We start from the raw sequence: 18,420 nt of genomic DNA, 5'->3' as shown, positions 1-18,420 counted from the left end.
TTTTGCAATAAAAAAATTGAACATGTTCAATTTTATTGTCGTATTGTTCGAGGAAATTTACGCGGCGCAAAACGGATCGAATGGAGATTAAGAAAGGGTCCGTGTTAAAGCGAAAATTTATCCTGCCGCGGCGCCCATAGAAAGCCGCGGCATTGAGTTTCTCCACGGCGCCCATAGAAAGCCGCGACACTGAGTTACGGAATCAGGGGACAGGCAAGGTGTAAAGTCCTAACATTTATACCTCTCAACTGACTCTTAAAACCTGCGTGAGCGATCGTAGCGAAAATACTGCAATGCGCCATGAACTAAATTAAAAAATTAGAACATACGAAAAGATTAACATGGTGCTTTGCAGATTGAAGCGAAGAGCGCGACCCGGCGCGATGAAAAAGGAAAAATATCGCCGGGGCACGCCCGCTTTGAGTGGTTAGGGATTAGTGACTTGGGATTAGGACTTTACATCGCAAAACGATCGTTTCGCCCCAGAACGCTCTTTTAAAAAATGCTTGAGTCCAAAGTGGATATATCCATTATGGATATATGGGAATTAAGGAAGAATCCGTTGAAACGAAAGGAATTACTCCCGCAATGTTTCATATTCTTCTTTCCTTGGTGGAAGGACGGCAACACGGATATGGAATTGGAAAGTCGATAGAAGTCTCGTCGGCGGGAAATTTTCGTCTTGGACCGGGGACCTTATATCGAACCTTGGAAACGATTCGAGGTTTCGGTTGGATTCGATATTCGAAGAAAAAAACGTCCGAAAACGACGATCCGAGAAGACTCTATTATGAGATTACTTCCGATGGAAAAGGGATACTCGTTTACGAGCTCAAAAAATTGGACACGACCTTAAAGAGAGCGAAGAAATTGAATCTTTTAGGAAATTGAAAATGTTTTTTCGGTGTTTCCAAATTGTGTACCCGCGTTTTTTTTCCAAAAGAATAAAAGACGCTCTTCGGATTCATCCGGAAGATTCTTATCGAGATGGAATTTTTAGAATATTCCATTTATTTGATATTATAATTGCAGGTTTTAGGGAAAGAATTTCGAGCGAATCTAGATCGTTTCGATTGTTATGGGAACACGATCGCAGTTGTGCTTTCGGACTTACGTTACTCGTCCCGTGGGATTTATTTTTAATCTTGGTTTTTGCAAGTTTGTTCGTAAGAGGGCCGGGTTGGTTGAAATTTTTTCACAATTTTCCTTACGAAAGGAATGATTCCGCCGATTTTTTTTCCCCTTTTTGTTGTTTCTCGCGGGAATTTTACTTGTCCAAGATCTGTTTCTCCTAAAAAAGAAACGGTCCGTTTTCAAAAGATATTCTTATATGTTCTATATAAATATGTGTTTGGCGGTTCTCTTCTTTCTAATTTTAATTCTTTGAGGGGTTTATGAAAATTTTCGCACTGAGTGTTTTAGTTTTAGTGTTGTTACTCGCCGTTTTCCTGTTTTATATGGGCGCGTTCGACCGGGTCCGGATTCAAGAGGAAATGAAAGGACCTTTTTACGTTCTTTCTCACGAAAGAATCGGCGATTATAGAAACGTAGGTCTTACGTTTGAGGCGCTTCAAAAGGAATTGCCTGAAAAAGGAATCCGAGATTTTAAATTATTTTCCATTTATTTGGACAATCCGAACGAGGTTCCGAAAGAAAAATTACGATCCGAAGTCGGTGCGATTTTTACGGAGCCTTTATCGAAAATTCCGGAAGGGCTTTCCTTGGATCTTAAAACAAGAACCATTCCTTCCCGAAAATATATCTTCGCGGAATTTCCTCTCAAAAATTTTCTTTCCATCTTTCTCGGAATCTACAAGGTTTATCCGAAACTTTTCAGAGCCTGCGAAGAAAGAGGTTGCGATTTAAAAGGAAGGGCGTCGATGGAAATTTACGAACCGCTCACGGAACACAAGACAACGTATCTTCTTCCTATGGATTGAAAATTCCTACGAAAACGAAAAGGGTCATACTTTTTAAAATGTAATTCGATGTAAGGCTTTTTTGGGGAGTACGGCCGGAGTCGCTATCAAGAAAATCGAAAACGGAATCCGTGGATTTTTTTAGAATCACACGGACCCGCGACGGCCTAAGTTCATGAGTATATTCTAAAGTTCTTTTAGAAATGAATCACCGATTTGAGACGTTCCGTATTTCCCGAAAAACTTTCCTGTTTTAAAAACTCCTGAGAAGCAGTCACCAATTCCAGGTAGCCGTCTCGGAAAACCGACATATCCTTTTGGGGATTCGGAGGATTTTTACCGGAGATGTCGGATAACGCAGCCAAAGCGAACGTTTCGAAAGCCAGATCCGATATATAAATCCGGTTCAGATCCAATTCCTGCGAACTTGAATCGTTCAACAATCCTTGCAAAAGTTCGGATTTTTTTCGGATCGTTTCCGCAGCCGACGAACTAGTATCCGTGATTTCTTCCACGTATTTGAAGAACGCCTTTGCTACCTTTTCCCTTTTGAATCCGCGAAGTACGTGTTCGCTTAACAATAAATGGGTTCCTTCCCAGGTTTCGTTTATGATGGAATCGTTATGTAGTCTCGGGAGCGCGGAAAAGTCCCCTACGATACCGTTTCCACCCAATACAAGGATCGAGTTGTATGTGATCTCGGTGGAGATTGCGGAACATTTGTATTTCAAAAGAGGGGCCAACACTTCTCCCGCCAGTTTCAAAGGTTCGGGAGTATGAAAGTGTCTGAAGATGGAAGTCAACATCGCGGTGTGTTTGAGTCTTTGATCGCCGAGCTGCTTGAGTAAAGAAGAAAATTCTAATATTTTACTTCCGTAAGCTGTTCTGAACTTCGCGTATTCGTAGGCTTCCATCCAAGCTCTTCTTGAAATTCCGGATGCGGCGATGGATACGTGTAGTCTTGAAATTCCGATTACGTATTTGATCAAGTTCGCGATTCCGTGCGCCGGTCTGCCGAGCGCTTCCGCTTCGACTCCGTCGTATACGATTTCGACGGTAAGTTTTCCTCTCGAACCGATGATGTCTTTTTTACGGAGAATATGATGTCCGTTTAACGTTCCGTCGTCTTTGATTCTCGGAACCAAAAACATTCCGATCGTGTTCGTATCCTCCACTCTTGCGGTGGTCACCCAGAGATCGCCCGGATTGGAACAGAACCATTTTTCTCCGGTTAGAATCCATTTTCCGTTTTCCTGTTTTCTCGCGATCGTTCTGTTCGCGCTTACGTTGGAACCGCCGACTCTTTCAGTGACGTACTGACCGGCCATAAAGTGAGAGTCGCTTCCTTCTCCCGCGACAAGAGGTAAATACTTTTCTTTTTGTTCCGAAGTTCCGAGCGCCTCCAAAACCTTGATCATACCTTCGGTCATCGCAAGAGGACAAGTGACTCCTCCTTCTCCGTTTTGATTGGCGAGATAAGCGAGAGAATAACGATGTAAATCGGTAAAAGGATGTTTCCAAGAAGAATGATAGTTGAGATTTACGATTCCATAATCATAGGAAATTTTTCTGGAAAGTTTTTGTTCGTTCGAATATACGACCGCGTCGATTCGATTTCCGGTTCGATCGTACTTAACGACTTCTCCGTATTTTCCTTCCTTGTGAGAAGCGTCCGTGAGTTCGTCCAGAACTCCTCCGACTAACGTGCCGTAACCGAAAAGATGTTCGATCATCGCTTTCTTATGGGCTGCGTCGTAACCTTTGGAATATTTTTCCACAAGAGTTTGCAACACTCGGTCTTCTTCGTAAAAGTTCTTTCCTCGATTTCCTCGATAATTGGAAATATCAAAGGGGGCAAGAGCCGGGTTTGCGGATTGATTTAAAGGATATTGCATGATTCTCTCCTAATTCTTTGGAAAGTATAACTTTGCGCGGTTTTGAGTGCGAGCGAAAAAGAAACGGAAAACAAACGAGCTTGAACGTTCTAGTGGATAGATTTTAGAAATCAGAGTTCAGAAATCAGAGTTCAGATTTCAGATTTCAGATTTCAGATTTCAGATTTCAGATTTCAGATTTCAGATTTCAGATTTCAGATTTCAGATTTCAGAAATTTTACAGAAGAGGAAGATTAATCTTTGTTCAAGTCTGATTCCTCTATTAGGAAAAAATAACTGAACTCTAACCTCTAGCCACTAAAACCTAAAACCCTCGCCACTTGAAACGCGGGCGACTCTTCCAAGATTTGTTCTCCGAATTGGATGGTAAGAATTTTTTCCCGTAACGTAAACTGTAGATCCGGATCTTCCAGTTTGACTCCGTCGGATGTTTGAAGGTAAAAAGAATCATACGCATAATCGGCGCTTGTCGATACTCTCAAATAACGCACCTTTAGATCCAGATGAAGAATGATCTGAAGAATTCGATAAACCAAACCGACGACGTCCGGCATTCTTACTTCCATGATCGTTACGTCCGGAAGGTCTTCGTTGTAAAATAAAACCGATCGATTGACGATACTTTCCGGAGCCGGTTTGCGAGGATTCCAATCCGTTCTTTGAAACGCGATACTTTCCCTTTTCAAATTTCCGGAAGAAATCGATTTGAGTTTGGCTTCGATTCGGTTCAACTTTTCGTGCGAAAGATTTCCGCCTCCCGCCGAATCGGTCAACTGAACCGTCGTGATCCAAAACTCGCCGAGAGTATAACTTTTCATTCCTAAAAGACTGAGTCCTTCGGAAGAAACGGCGCAGGATAGATCCAAAAGAATTTCGGGCTGATTTGCGGTAACGACGTCGATTGTGACGAACGCGGGATCCTGTTCCGTTTCGAAAATCATTCCTAAAGGCGGGTTTTGTGCAAGCGCTCCGATCGATTTAAAATTCCTGAATATTTTACGATTGGATACAGTGTTGACATACGAAGAAGGAGACACTTTATCCGCGAACGTTACGACGGCTTTGGAGATATTTTCGTCCATACCCTCTTTGGCGACGAGATAGTTCCTTAAATTTTCCAATTGAACTTCGCGAGTCGGACCGGCTTCTTCAAAATCTTCTTTCGAGTCGGTTGCGAGATAAGGAATCGTATTTTGATAGAGAGTGTTCAAGATCGCGCTTTTCCAGTTGGTAAGAACGCCCGTTCCCACGGACTTGGTGTCTATTACCGTAAGAATATAAAGTTTTCTTAATCTTTCTCGGCTTCCTACGATTTTCGCAAAATCCAAAATCAGTTTGGGATCGCCTATGTCCCTCTTGGAACTCAACTCCGACATAAGAGTGTGTTTTTCCACGAGAAAACGACAGAGATCCGTATCCTCTTCGTCGAGCCCGAGTCTGTCTCCCACCGAAATTGCGAGTTCTGCTCCGTATTCGGAATGGTCGCCTTCTTTTATCTTTCCGGCGTCGTGTAACAAAATCGCAAGCGCCAACAACTCTATTTTGGAACATCCCCGATACGCTTTTTGAACTTCTGCGTCCTGAAATTCTCCCCGATCCAACAGATCGAGTTCATGCAAAATCAATAATGTATGTTCGTCTACGGTAAACTCGTGATGATAACTGAACAGCGGGAAGTTGGTACATGCTCCGAACTCGGGTAAAATCGCGCCTAAAACGCCGGATTCGTGCATCAACTTCAAAACCGTTCCTCTTCGAGTAGGGGTTCTTAGAATTTTTAAAAAATCCTCGTTTACTTCGGGTGAATACTTAAAGTCGTCGTCCAAAAAATTCGCCGCAAATCTGAATTCGTTTAACAACGTACCGGAAACCTGCAAATTCTTTTCCTGAATCATTCGAAAAGAACGCATAACGTCCCTATAAATCGTATGCGGGTTCGTAAACAACGTTCCGATGGCGGGTGGAAATACCGTGTTGTCTATCTTAAAAAAATGAAGATCCTCGTAAGAAAAACTTTCCCCTTTAGAACTTTTTCTTTTTTCGATGATGGAATCCAAATACGTGCGGATAATAAAATAGACATTCTTCTGATGGTGGTACAATGCATGCATGAACTTTTCTACGGAGGAAAGTTCCTCTTTTTTTCCGTAACCCAAATACTCCGCCACTTCTTGTTGAAGACTTAGGTCCAATCGATCCGTCTTTCGGGAAGTGATCCTGTGCATCGCGATTCTTGTGCGTAGTATAAAATCGTAGGCTTCCTGAAGGAGTTGGATTTCTCCTCTTTGAAAAACCGGCAGTATGGACAATCCGCTCAGTGAAGGTAGATTTCGGACGGGTTTTTCCATCCAAAACATATACTGGATATCTCGAAGCCCGCAGAGATCCGTTTTCAGATTCGGTTCGCTTAACAAAATAGGACGTTCTTCGTTGAGAAACCGGGAGGTTAAAATTTCCTCCTTGATTTCGTTATAACGTTTTGTCCATTTAACGGGAAGTTTCTCCAAGAAATTCGTTTTAAACTTTTCGAATATGGTTCTGGATCCGGCGAGAAAACGAGCGTCCAAAAACGCGTGATAAGAAGACATGTCGTCCAGATATCGAAAACATTCCTTGATCGTTCTACAGGAATGTCCGACTTCCTTTCCGGAATCGTAGAGGTAAGTGTTGATCTTGGAGATAATCGATTCCAACTTTTGTTCTTTGATTCCGTTGTGCAGATACAATAGGTCGATATCGGAATGAGGCGCCATCTCCATTCTTCCGTAACCGCCCATTGCAACGATACAGAGTTGATCTCCGGATTTTAATCCGACTTTGGAACTTTCAAATTTGGAAAGGATAAAAGAATCCACGATATGAGTCAGTTGTCTGGATACGAGCCGACCGCCCACGTTTTTACTCTTTTCCAAGAGTCTCTGAAAACTGTATGTGATATCCAATTGTAAAGGCATATTATGTTATTAATTATTACATTATCCACTGACTTTTTAAATCTTTCTTTTCCGAAACGTCGGACTTTAAAGTCCGACTAAAATTTACAAAGATAGAAACCCAATTTCAAAATCGATTCTTCTCTATCTAAGGTTGAAAGTTACGGAACTCCCGTAACAAAACCCTGCGAGAAATCAACGCAAAACAAGAACGACTGTTTATTTCAGCTTATCACCCGGTTTGGCGTCCCTATGAGGAACGAACAAACTCAAAGATTCTCCTTCACCCGAAGCGAGCAACATCGCTTCCGAAATTCCAAACTTCATCTTTCTCGGTTTGAGATTGGCGACGACAACAACTTTCAAACCCTTGAGATCCTCCGGTTGATAAGCGACTTTGATCCCCGCAAAAACGTTTTTGATCCCGAGTTCGCCGAGATCCACTTTTACGTTTACGAGTTTGTCGGCGCCTTCGACCGGACCGGCTTCCACGATTTGACCGACTCTCAGTTCGATCTTGGAAAGGTCTTCGATCGAAATTTCGATCCGTTCTTCCTTACCGGAATTTTCGGAGGACTTGGGAGTTTTTTCTTTTTCGGGGAGTTCGGATTGTTTGTTTTCTTCCAGCATAACGTTAATTGCCTTTTCATCCACGCGTTTGGTGATCATTTCGTACGGATTTACTTTCGTTTTTTCTAATATGTTTGCAACATCCAAATCCTGAAATTGCGGGGTCCCTTCCAAGTTTAGGAGTTTGTAAATCTGCTCCGAAATTTTAGGAACCACGGGATAAAGATAAATCGCAAGAAATCGGTTCGCGTTCAAAGTTGTAGTTACGACTTCCCTTGCCTTTTCCGGATTTTCTTTAACGAGTTTCCAGGGAGCGTTGTCGTTTACGTAACGATTTACCCGATCTCCTAGACGAGTGATTTCCCTCATCACTTTCGCGTAGTTTTTTTGTTCGTATGCAGTTTTTATAATATTTTGAATCGAATCCTCTCCCGTTCCGACTTTTACCGGCTGGTTGAGAATTTCCTCAAGCAAAACGCGCCCTTCCTCGGGAACGACGCCTAACGTGCGATCCAAAACGTCCAAAATCGTAGTGGAAACCCTGGAAACGGAATTGATTAAATTTCCCACGAGATCCGCGTTCACTTTATGTACAAAATCGTCAAAGGAAAGGTCGATATCGTCCATTCCGGGCCCAAGTTTTGCGGCCAAATAAAAACGAAGATGTTCCGGGTCCAAGTGTTTTACGAACGTCTCCGCCTTGATGAACGTTCCGCGAGACTTGGACATTTTTTCTCCGTTCACTCCGATAAAACCGTGAACGTGAACTTTGGAGGGGGCCCTGTAACCGCTTCCTTCCAACATCGCCGGCCAAAATAAAGTATGAAAGTATAATATATCCTTACCGATAAAGTGAACGATCTCCGAGTTTCTATCTTTCCAAAAAGAATCGAACCGATTCGGATCGTTTGGAAAATTTTTTTCAAAAAAGTTTTTGGAAGAAGCCATATAACCCACGGGAGCATCCAACCAAACGTAAAAATATTTATGATTCTCGCCCGGAATTTCAAAACCCCAATAAGGCCCGTCTCTGGAAATGTCCCAGTCTTGCAGCCCCGCATCGAACCATTCCCTTAATTTTTTTATAACACCTTCCGATTCGGAAACAACTCCGCTCGTTTCCACCCAGTCTTGCAAATCGAAATCCGCATTGGATTGGGTCGTGTGTTTCTCTTTGGATAGCGGCGTTTGTTCGTTTTTTTTATGAAAGTCTCCGAGTTTGAAAAAGATATGATCCGAGTTCTTAACGACGGGAGAAGTTCCGCATAAAGCGCAGTGAGAATCGATCAAATCTTTAGGGCTGTAAGTCGCTCCGCAAACCTCGCAGTTATCACCGTACTGATCTTTCGATTTACAATTGGGGCAAACACCTTTGATAAAACGATCGGGAAGAAACATCCGATCCTTTTCGCAATAAGCCTGTTCGATACTTCTTCTCGAAATATGTCCTTTCTCCTTCAGTTTCAGATAGATACCTTCGGAAATTTCTTGATTCGCTTTAGAATGTGTGGAATCATAATGATCGTAACGAATTCCGAAAGAAGTTAAGTCTCGATAGTGTTCTTGCCCGACTCTTTGGATGAGTTGTTCGGGAGTGATTCCTTCCTTGCGCGCCGCCAACATCACGGGAGTTCCGTGTGTATCGTCCGCGCAAAAGAAATAACATTCGTTTCCGATCGCTTTTTGAAAACGAACCCAAATGTCCGTTTGAATTCCTTCCAACACATGGCCCAAATGAATCGGACCGTTTGCATAAGGAAGCGCGGAAGTAACCAATATCTTTCTGTGAGATGAAGAAGAGTTCACAAAAGTCAGGTTCTTAAAATTTAGGTCAAAATCAACGTCTTTCTTTTCGGATTTTCATTGCAAAATCAATGGTTCGGATAGAATTTTCTGAAAACCTGGAGGAACTCCCGATGCCAATGGAGAATCTTTCATCCCTTGCAAGTAAAGTCCTGCCGGGGCATGAATTCTATGAAAAGTTCAGAGAAGAAATGAATCCGGAACAGGAAATATTCCATCTGAAGATGAACTATGCAAAGGTTCTCGTCAGCATTTGGTCCTATTCCTGTATGGCCGACGGAATCTTTCATCAAAAGGAAGGAAGTCTGGTCGGGCAGATGGTGAAAGCGCTTTTTGAAGAAGGTTGTATTTTCTTCGATCATCAAAGCGAAAAAACTTCCATCCTCGCCGAGTTATCGGACGTGTTTGAAAATCCACTTCCCGTAAAAACGGTTCGTAATTTTTCGGAAGGAAATCCGATCATGGCCGCCGGTTTTTACGAGGACGCGTGTGTTATCGTTTCGATGGACGGAGCTCTTACAAAAAAGGAAAAGGAATTTTTGGACGATCTCGCAAAGGAACTCGAAATATCTTCGATGGACAAGAAGAATATCGAAAGCAGAATTCTTGGGAAAAAGAAGTAAACGCCTCGATTGAAAAACGATCCTCTTTTCTTTTCGGTTTCCTTTAAAACCTACAATTTTCCCATTCACAAAGAGCGCATAACGTGCTTTCCGTTTGGCGCGGCTTTTCTGCGCGTAAAATCCGTATGAATTGGGTTTGGGAAACGTTATTCTATCTTCTAATCGTTTACGCCGGTATTCAGTTTTTGGTTTCCGGTCCCGTCCTGCAACTCCTCGTTAATTTTTTTTCGTTTCGTCATTTCAAATTCCGATGGATCTCTTCCGGAATTTTACTTCCGGTTTTTTACGTAATCTCCAAAAATTGTACGATCGAATTTCCGGGTATATTAAAAACGGATCAGGTTTATGCGAGAGTTTCTTCCTTAAATCTGAAGATCGATTTTTTTTCCCTCTTTAAGGGAAAGTTGAGATTTCCCTCTTCTATATTCAAAAATTTTCATATGGATTATACGAACATCATAAGTCCCCATAAAAAAATAGGACTCATGCCCAAACGCGGAAAAATCGTATTCCAAAATATGAAAATAGAAAACGGATCGATTTCCATCGTGGATAAAACTTTAACTCCTACGTATTCGATTCAATTGCACGATATCGCGATCGAAGGCGGATACATGGATTCGGGTTCTCCTCTTGAAATTCTTTTTAGAACCAAAAGCGGATCCTGTAGACTCGGCAAAAGGGGAACTCTCAAAATCGGGGTGTTGGCCGGAGAAACGAGAGGATTTTTATCGTTAAGCGACATCACTTGGTCGGAGCTCGCGGGGTTGCAGGTAATTCCACTTCCGTTTCTTAAAAACAGGGTTCGGATTTATGTGGAATTCAAACACATCAATTCGGACGAAACGACGGTGGAAGGAACTCTGATTCATTTCGCTCCTCATTCTCAGGATAAACCCGAACAGAGTTATCCGTTTCATTTTACGATTGTATGGCGGAATTATAATTTACCTTTCGACCTCGCGCTTAGGGAACTCGTTTTGGAACTGTTTTTAAAGATCAAATTGAAAGGTGTGATGACGAGGATGCTTCAAACGGTCGCAAAGGGGTTATATACGATCATAGGAAGAAATCGTTCTCATCGCAATTGAACGACCTCGCGCGTGTTAGGAGTCAGTGAATGGATTTTAGCGGATAGTAAATTTACTGAATCAGGAAATCGTACTTTGTAAAAGCGCAATCCATCTTTTAAGACGTTACAAAATTCACAATCTACTGAACTTGCCGAAACGAAGTTCCCACAAAATACGAAAGTACAATCCGTTTTTAAAAATAAAAACCCCAATCGTTTGTCGAAACGGATCGAATTTCAAGAATTCGATCCCGATCGAATCGCGACTCCCTTGTAAAGTTTTCTAACAATGTTTTACCGTCAAAGCGCATTAGATCGAATGCGAATATCTGGAACGTAAGTCTTCCATTTCATCTTCCTTACTTTTGTAATTCGGAAGATTTTCTTCTCGGAAAGCCTTTGGAGATTTTTTAGCTTCTTTCAAAAAGGCTCTGTGAAAAGCGGAAGAAGAGCTGAATCCGACCGCCATTCCGATCGAAAGAATGGAACGATCCGGTTCCTCAAGAAGCATCACTTTTGCCTCTTTCACTCGATGGTGGTTGATAAAGGAATTGAAATTCATTCCCATATGTTCGTTCAAAAAAGCGGAAAGATGATGTACGGACAGGCCCATCTCCGAAGCTAAAGAGGGAAGGCGAAGTTCTTCGTCCAAATGAATCTTTTCGTTCTGCATCAATTCGGTGAGTTTGCTTTCTACTTTTTCAATATTGAGATCTTCCAAAAGAGATCTTTTTTCCTGGGCGGAAGAATCACGATGAGAAAGATTTTTGTCCGTGTTGTTTTCTCCGGCCGAATCGTCGCTCAATAGAAATTCGTTTTGTGTTTTTTGAATATCGGAGATCATCGAAATACATTCGCTCAAGATAATCGGAGAAAGAATTAAGAAATAATAATTGATCCTATGGATAGGCTCGATGACTTTAGAACCTTCGAAATAACGGAACACTTCCGTTAGTTTTATAACGAGTAACAAACCGATGGAAGGAAGAATTTTGATCAAAGTTTTTTTGTTTTTCGAAAAACGCAAAAGAATTAAGTTTTGGAATAGAAGATAGACAAAAAACAAAAAAATTCCTAATGATACGATCTCGGATAGATTAGGAATTTTGAATTCATCAAGCAAATCCCAGACGACTACAATGGCGGCGGTGGAGGCAAAACTGCGAAGGAGCAATTTTCGAAGGGCCGTAAAATCCGAATATACATACGGAAGATTTCCGTTCTTTGCACTTACGGCGAAGTTCATAAAAAATAAAGCGACCGCGATCGAAAAGTAGGCGTAAAAATACTGAGCCAACTTTTTTACGAGTGTATTTTCCGAAATAAAAATCGTGGCCGTAAAAGACCAAAAAACACAGGACATTAAGAAAAACAGCACCGGAGAGCCGATTTTTTTTTGTCTATTTTTTTTGAAAAACCCGAATGCGGCAATCATAAAGTATAACGTTGCCGCTAAAGAATAATATTCAACCTCTTCCACATCCGAATCCTTTAGTTGTTTTTTGTTTCCTATTTTTCCAGAAACTTTTTTTTACGGGATGGAAATGTTCTTTTATTTGGTAGTTCAAACAATTCCTTCAAAACAAGTTTCTCCGTTCGTATGAGCGAACAGCTTTACCCGTATCGATTATAACAAGGTGTTTTCAAGCTTTTGCTCGTTTTTTATTTTTGAGAATTATAAATTGTTACTTCCTTAAAAAAATTCGTGATTTGAGAAAATTTTATCTTTTTGTTTTTAGCCAAAACTATTTGACTCTTGCGGAAACAGGATTTCGCGTTAGTAGATCATGCACTAACGCGTTTTTCAAGTGGCAAGTGATACGGTTAGGAATCGGATTTTAGGACTTGGGGTAGGGGAAAGTTTTCCCCTGAGCGGAGCCAAGGTCTCCGCTCACCCCTTCTCCGGGGGATTTTTTGTGGAAACACAAGGAAATCTGCATATTCAGAAAAACTCCTAGCCCCTAATCCCTAACTTGCATATTCAGAAAAGCTCCTAATACCTAACTCCTAGCCCCTAGCGACTTGAAACCCCCGGACCCGGTTCGTCCGGAATACAATGAAACATTAAACTATGAAAACGTAAATTTTTCAGAAATCTCTAAACTCCTAAAACAAAAAAACTTTTCTAGAACGCTACAAGCCCCCCTAATTCCTAACCCCTAGCCACTTGAAACCCCCGGACCCGGTTCGTCCGGAATACAATGAAACGTTAAACTATGAAAACGTAAATTTTTCAGAAATCTCTAAACTCCTAAAACAAAAAAACTTTTCTAGAACGCTACAAGCCCCCCTAATTCCTAACCCCTAAAACCTAGCCACTAGAAAAGTGAGTTGCAATGAGTTCAATGTTTCCTAAATTTTCCCGTGATGGCAGGGAAGTTGTTTTTGATAGGCTCCAACGTACTTTTAACCGGAGTTCCGATCGCCAACGAATTGCACGAACACTATAGCGCTTCCTTACTTTTGAGCGGAGGAAAACCCTTCCGTTTTAGAACGGGATTTACGGATTGGATTCAATCCAAGGCGATTTTCGTACGTCCTAACGTGGAACAACAACTGGAAACTCCTAACGAAGACATATTCATTTTTCATTTTGATCCCGATAGTGTTCGTATTCAAGGACCGATTTTGGATTTTGATTCCGAGTATTTGGAATTGAAACCGGAAATATATGCAAAAATTATAAAGTTTTTAACTCCACCTTCGACTTCCGAAGAAGCGATCCTTCTCTGGAAAAAGATCCTGGACGAACTCGATCCAAATAGGAACTTCCGAAAACAAAGGGATTCCAGAATCGAACGAGTCGTCCAAAAAATCGCCCGGTCCATGCCTGAAAATCTTCCTTTGGAAGAACTGACTCTTTCCACCGGTTTATCCGAAAGCAGGTTAATGCATTTGTTTAAGGAAGAGGTCGGAATTCCGATGAGAAAATACGTTCAGTGGCTCAGAATCAAAACCTGTGTGTTTGCACTTTCCAAGGGAAATTCTTTGACTGTCGCCGCTCACGAAGCGGGTTTTGCGGATCAGGCTCATATGAGCCGAACTTTTCGGGAAATGTTCGGCTTGAAACCTTCTCTTTTTTTAAAAAATAGCAGTTCCGTTCAAGTAATCTTCTGCAAAATCGAGGACGATAGTCGACTCTAAAAGAAAGTCAAAAATTAAAAAACGACTTAAATCTACAAGAAGGAGCGGGATATGAAAACGATTGAAGAATGGCTGAACGAATATGCAGAGAGTCATCAGAATAGGATCAATAAAAGAATTCACTGGATCGCCGTGCCGACCATTATGTTTACGTTACTCGGAATGCTTTGGTCCATTCCTTCCGGAAGTATTCAAAGTATCGTTCCCGAATCGTTAGGTCAGGCGCGACTTTTTTTAAACTGGGCGACGATCTTCGTTTTGATCGCAGGTATTTTTTATCTCAGACTTTCCGTGGTTATGTTTATCGGAATGATGACAATGGTCGCGGTGATGCTCGCGGGAGTTTATTATATTTCCCTTTCGGGAGTTTCCACTTTGATTGCCGTGTCCGTAGGCGTGTTTATCGTGGCTTGGATCTTTCAGTTTATCGGTCATAAGGTAGAAGGCAAAAAACCTTCCTTCTTTAAAGATATTCAGTTTTTATTGATCGGTCCGGCTTGGTGCCTCAGTTATTTCTATAAAAAAGTGGGAATCTCTTACTAATACTAGGAATCAGTGGATAGAATTCAGAGGTTCAGAGGTTCAGAGGTTCAGAGGTTCAGAGGGATTTTTCCTAATAGAGGGATTGGACTTTAACAAAGACAGATTTTCTTCTTCTGTAAAATCCCTAACCCCTAACCCCTAATTCCTAACCTATTGAGTTCCTGCGTTGCACCTGTAATTCATTGAAAATCATAAGAAGAGAATTTGACATGCAAAAGCTGAACAGAAAAGAATTTCTGAATTCTTCCGTAAAATTTTTCGTCCTTGCAGGCGCGGGCGGCGCGCTCCTCCCGACCGTTATAGGATGTAACTCCGACCTCGTGAACAAAAACCTGTCTTTTGTTTCTCTCTCCCAAGTTTTGAACGAATTGGAAACATTCAAAAAATTGAATTCAATTCAGGGATACGGAAGTTGGGACGCGGGTAAGGTGTTTCTTCACTGCGCTCAATCGATCGAATATTCGATCCAAGGTTATCCGGAAAACAAAAGCGCGTTTTTTCAGAATACGATCGGAAAACTCGTATTCTTAAAGTTCGCATTTTCCCAAAAAATGTCCCACGATCTAGAGGCTCCGATTCCGGGTGGAACGGAAATACGAACCGATACGAACTGGAAGGAAAGCCTTTCGGTTTTACGGGACGCGGTTCTTAAGTTTCAAACCTACGACGGAGAGTTAAAACCGCATTTCGCTTACGGAAGTTTGTCCAAAGAAGAATACGATCTGGCGCACTCGATGCATATCGCCAATCACTTCAGTTTTTTGCAGTTTCATTCGTAAGAAATAGATTGTGGAAAATTTTGAAGAGTGGACGTTTCGAATCGATTCGTTTTTGAAAAACGTAGAATGAATGGAAAAGTGCGGAATCTTCTTTACGAATTGTACGGGAAACAAATTCTGGAAAGCGACCGCGAACGGGGGATTAGCTCAGCTGGTTAGAGCGCTACCTTGACATGGTAGAGGTCACTGGTTCGATCCCAGTATCTCCCACCACCCTTTTTTCGCGAAAAGGGTCCGTTCTGATCTTGTTTTTCTCATACCGAAGAGTCGAACTCGAAAGTTTCGTTCTTTATGTCCAATCCTTCCAAGAGAATTATCACAAAAACAATTCTGGTTCTTTCGTTTGTGAGTCTGTTTGCGGATATCGCATCCGAGATGCTCTATCCGATTTTTCCCATTTATTTAAAGGAAATCGGTTTTTCGATCTTTCTCATCGGAATTTTAGAAGGAGTGGCGGAGGCGACCGCAGGATTTAGCAAAGGCTCTTTCGGAAGAATGTCCGATCTCAGCGGGAAACGATTGCCTTTCGTACGATGGGGTTATCTTATAAGTTCACTTTCCAAACCGATGATGACATTTTTCGTATCTCCGATTTGGGTATTTTTTGTCAGGACTGCAGATCGTTTAGGAAAGGGAGTTAGGACGGCTGCGAGGGACGCTCTTCTTTCGGACGAAACCACGATCGAAAATAAGGGTGCGGTTTTCGGTTTTCATAGATCCATGGATACGTTAGGCGCCGTACTCGGACCGATCTGCGCGCTCGTGTTTCTTTACTTTTATCCGGGAAGATACAAGGAATTATTTCTTCTAGCGTTTATACCGGGATGTTTCGCCATTCTATTTACATTTTGGATTCGCGAAAAAAAAACAATCCCTCAAAAATCGGAAGACGAAGAAGAATATTCGATTTTTCTTTTTTTTAAATATTGGAAACACGCTTCTCCGTCTTACAAAAATCTAACACAAGGAATTTTGTTTTTCACGTTGTTCAACGGTTCGGACGTATTTTTGCTTTTGAGATTAAAAGAATCCGGAATGGACGATTCCTCCTCGATCGGAGCCTATATTTTTTATAATATTGTTTATGCGATCACCGCGTATCCGCTCGGAATCTTAGGGGATAAGATCGGACTGAAGAAGTTATTTATCTTCGGATTGATTTGTTACACATTCGTATATTTTGGAATGGGATTCGGCGAATCGGCTTGGGTTCTTTGGATTTCATTTTCGGGTTACGGAATTTTTGCGTCGTCTACGGAAGGAATTTCGAAAGCTTGGATCAGCAATTTAGTTTCTAAAACGGAAACCGCGACCGCGTTAGGAACGTTTAACGCATTTCAAAGTATTTGTATGATTCTCGCGAGCTCGATCACCGGATATTTATGGGTTCGTTGGAACTCCAACGTGGCTTTGGTCGTTTCGGGAGTCGCGGCTTTGATCGCAGGAATTTATCTTTTTTTCTTGGAAGAACCCAAACAACAAAAAAGCCCCTGAACTACAGGAGCTTTCCAATGACCGGTTTGGTTTTTCTTTTTCGATTTGCGTTTTATCTCAAAACCTCAAATTCATACGGAACGAATGCGCGTTTTGGAAGAATCCATCCGCAAGTTTTGTAAAACGTACGGGAAAAAACTTACTCCGCCAGAATCACGGAAATCGTGGGCAGTTTAAAACCGAGAACGGACGCCAAATCCTTACGAATCTGATCCCGAACGTGTTGTTTATCTTCGACTAAAAGAGCCTGACGCAGATAATACTCCGCCGCTTTCAAATCGACTTCTCCGAGAGCCATCGAAACACGATAACGAACGGAAGGGCTTTCGCTCTTGAGCATATCGCAGAGATTATAAAAACTTTTATCGGCAACTCTCATGATGTTAACGATGGAATTGAGAAGGGCGGCCTTTGTGAAATCGTTCTTTTCTTTTTCAAAGGTGGAAACTAGAAAGTTTACGGTTTCCTTGCGATTCATATATTTCAAACCGTCTGCGGCGGAAGCGCGGATATAATAATTCGGATGACTGAGTGCGTTGATCAGAACGTCTTCGGATTCTTTCGCATAAGGATAACATCCGATCGTTCTTAAAATCTCACCGACTGCGATCACCATCGTATAATCCTCTTTCGAAGTGAAAAAAGGTTCGTCCTTTTCTTGGATGGTGGGTTCCAATTTTTTATATTCTTCAATGGTCGGTTTGATGGCGACTTCCAGATCGATTACCGAAAGGGCTTGAGCGACCGTAAACTTGAGATAAGGATGATTTTCAAGAGATTTAGGAACTTTGGGATTTCCTCGGAGCGCGTTTAGAAGAGGACGGACCGCAAGTTTGTTGCTAACGAATTTGAGATAATCGGCTGCGTCTAATTTTTCTTCGTAAGAACCGGATTCGAGTTTTCGGATCTGTTCGAAGTACGCTCTGTCGGCGTATTCAACCGCCTTATCCGAGGAGAATAAAGGCGAAACGCCGAAAGAAAACAGAATGATAGAGATCGAAATATTCTTAAACATGAAATTCCCTCCCTTGTAATATCGGTTTTTGAAATCTTCAGCTTAAAGTTTCAGGCTTCCTTTTCTTTTACACTTTCCGCAATTTTGCGGATTTTTTCGGAAAGGTCTTCCAATGGAAGATCGGCTTCGGCGGATTCTTCCAGCTCTTTACCGATCTTTTTGAGGTCTTCTTGAATTCTGAGTTTGTTTTCGGAGGCTCTGCTCGCCATATGAGTAAGAAGATCGTCTCTGTATTCCGTCGCCATTTCGAGTTTGAGTTCGCCTAACGAAATCATGGATTGGAGAATTTTTTCCAAACGATCCCGAGTCAGATAACTCGCGCCGATTCCGCCTAACACCAATCTACCGAAGAGGGAACTTATGTCCTTACCGGTTTCGCGGATCAGAGCCGAAAGCATGAAGTTGGAAAACTCTTCGTTTCTTTGTCCTAAAGAAACTTTGAGAAAAGTTTGTCCGAGAATTTTCGGAGTGATATCCGAACCGGACATATTGTCGATCACGCGAATTTCCTCTCCGCGGATAATCATCTCCGCGACGTCTTCGAGAGTAATCGTCTTGCTCGTTTCGGGATCATAGAGCCTACGATTCGCATATCGTTTTAGAAGTTTCATTTTAATTGGTTGCTTCTTT

Annotated in this window: 14 protein-coding genes, 1 tRNA gene and 1 pseudogene; 10 read left to right on the top strand and 6 right to left on the bottom strand. The window is 41.9% G+C overall.

What is annotated here, in order from left to right:
* The first annotated feature begins 540 nt into the window (after positions 1-540).
* From LEP1GSC060_RS02120 to LEP1GSC060_RS02110, 3 genes and pseudogenes are all read left to right on the top strand, one after another.
* The gene (locus tag LEP1GSC060_RS02120; RefSeq protein WP_002995498.1) at positions 541-891 is read left to right on the top strand and encodes a PadR family transcriptional regulator; all 351 of its coding nucleotides are present in this window, start codon (positions 541-543) and stop codon (positions 889-891) included.
* 2 nt (positions 892-893) lie between these two features.
* Positions 894-1,387, top strand: a pseudogene (locus tag LEP1GSC060_RS02115) (hypothetical protein).
* 7 nt (positions 1,388-1,394) lie between these two features.
* Positions 1,395-1,940, top strand: a complete 546-nt coding sequence (locus tag LEP1GSC060_RS02110) for a GyrI-like domain-containing protein (protein WP_002995419.1) — start codon at positions 1,395-1,397, stop codon at positions 1,938-1,940.
* A gap of 176 nt (positions 1,941-2,116) precedes the next feature.
* Here the strand turns inward: LEP1GSC060_RS02110 and LEP1GSC060_RS02105 are convergent, their stop codons facing one another.
* From LEP1GSC060_RS02105 to metG, 3 genes are all read right to left on the bottom strand, one after another.
* Entirely contained in the window at positions 2,117-3,814 is a 1,698-nt protein-coding gene (locus tag LEP1GSC060_RS02105; protein WP_002994840.1) for an acyl-CoA dehydrogenase family protein, read from the bottom strand.
* A 290-nt stretch (positions 3,815-4,104) separates the two neighbouring features.
* The gene (locus LEP1GSC060_RS02100; protein ID WP_002995456.1) at positions 4,105-6,768 is read right to left on the bottom strand and encodes a [protein-PII] uridylyltransferase family protein; all 2,664 of its coding nucleotides are present in this window, start codon (positions 6,766-6,768) and stop codon (positions 4,105-4,107) included.
* A gap of 198 nt (positions 6,769-6,966) precedes the next feature.
* Positions 6,967-9,123 (bottom strand): methionine--tRNA ligase, encoded by a 2,157-nt coding sequence (gene metG, locus LEP1GSC060_RS02095; protein WP_036095142.1) that lies wholly within the window; start codon positions 9,121-9,123, stop codon positions 6,967-6,969.
* A gap of 116 nt (positions 9,124-9,239) precedes the next feature.
* On the opposite strand from metG, the gene LEP1GSC060_RS02090 reads away from it, so the two are divergent.
* Both LEP1GSC060_RS02090 and LEP1GSC060_RS02085 read left to right on the top strand, forming a co-directional pair.
* Positions 9,240-9,743, top strand: coding sequence for a tellurite resistance TerB family protein (locus tag LEP1GSC060_RS02090; RefSeq protein WP_002995267.1), 504 nt, complete (start codon positions 9,240-9,242; stop codon positions 9,741-9,743).
* A 125-nt stretch (positions 9,744-9,868) separates the two neighbouring features.
* On the top strand, positions 9,869-10,834 hold the full coding sequence (locus LEP1GSC060_RS02085) for a hypothetical protein (RefSeq protein WP_036095211.1): 966 nt from the start codon (positions 9,869-9,871) through the stop codon (positions 10,832-10,834).
* A gap of 291 nt (positions 10,835-11,125) precedes the next feature.
* Here LEP1GSC060_RS02085 and LEP1GSC060_RS02080 read toward each other — a convergent pair whose 3' ends face one another.
* Complete coding sequence (locus tag LEP1GSC060_RS02080) at positions 11,126-12,295, bottom strand: AraC family transcriptional regulator (RefSeq protein ID WP_002995542.1); 1,170 nt, start codon at positions 12,293-12,295, stop codon at positions 11,126-11,128.
* 905 nt (positions 12,296-13,200) lie between these two features.
* Between LEP1GSC060_RS02080 and LEP1GSC060_RS02075 the strand changes: the two genes are divergently transcribed.
* The 5 genes from LEP1GSC060_RS02075 (at position 13,201) to LEP1GSC060_RS02055 (ending at position 16,775) form a co-directional block, all read left to right on the top strand.
* A complete protein-coding gene (locus LEP1GSC060_RS02075; protein ID WP_002995170.1) occupies positions 13,201-13,959 on the top strand; it encodes a helix-turn-helix domain-containing protein in 759 nt (252 codons plus the stop codon).
* 51 nt (positions 13,960-14,010) lie between these two features.
* The gene (locus tag LEP1GSC060_RS02070; protein WP_002994826.1) at positions 14,011-14,502 is read left to right on the top strand and encodes an Mpo1 family 2-hydroxy fatty acid dioxygenase; all 492 of its coding nucleotides are present in this window, start codon (positions 14,011-14,013) and stop codon (positions 14,500-14,502) included.
* A 209-nt stretch (positions 14,503-14,711) separates the two neighbouring features.
* Positions 14,712-15,281: a DUF1569 domain-containing protein gene (locus tag LEP1GSC060_RS02065; protein WP_002995290.1), complete on the top strand. Its 570-nt coding sequence runs from the start codon at positions 14,712-14,714 to the stop codon at positions 15,279-15,281.
* A gap of 136 nt (positions 15,282-15,417) precedes the next feature.
* Positions 15,418-15,494: transfer RNA gene (locus LEP1GSC060_RS02060), tRNA-Val, on the top strand.
* 78 nt (positions 15,495-15,572) lie between these two features.
* Entirely contained in the window at positions 15,573-16,775 is a 1,203-nt protein-coding gene (locus LEP1GSC060_RS02055; RefSeq protein WP_002995134.1) for an MFS transporter, read from the top strand.
* A gap of 139 nt (positions 16,776-16,914) precedes the next feature.
* Here the strand turns inward: LEP1GSC060_RS02055 and LEP1GSC060_RS02050 are convergent, their stop codons facing one another.
* Together LEP1GSC060_RS02050 and LEP1GSC060_RS02045 are read right to left on the bottom strand one after the other, a co-directional pair.
* A complete protein-coding gene (locus LEP1GSC060_RS02050; protein WP_002995158.1) occupies positions 16,915-17,790 on the bottom strand; it encodes a HEAT repeat domain-containing protein in 876 nt (291 codons plus the stop codon).
* Positions 17,791-17,840: 50 nt separating this feature from the next.
* Positions 17,841-18,401, bottom strand: a complete 561-nt coding sequence (locus LEP1GSC060_RS02045; RefSeq protein WP_002995412.1) for a polyhydroxyalkanoate synthesis regulator DNA-binding domain-containing protein — start codon at positions 18,399-18,401, stop codon at positions 17,841-17,843.
* Between the last annotated feature and the right edge of the window lie 19 nt (positions 18,402-18,420).

This window comes from Leptospira weilii serovar Ranarum str. ICFT, from assembly GCF_000332415.1.
Classification (GTDB): Bacteria; Spirochaetota; Leptospiria; order Leptospirales; family Leptospiraceae; genus Leptospira; species Leptospira weilii_A.
This window is presented reverse-complemented; position numbering and strand designations above follow the sequence as displayed.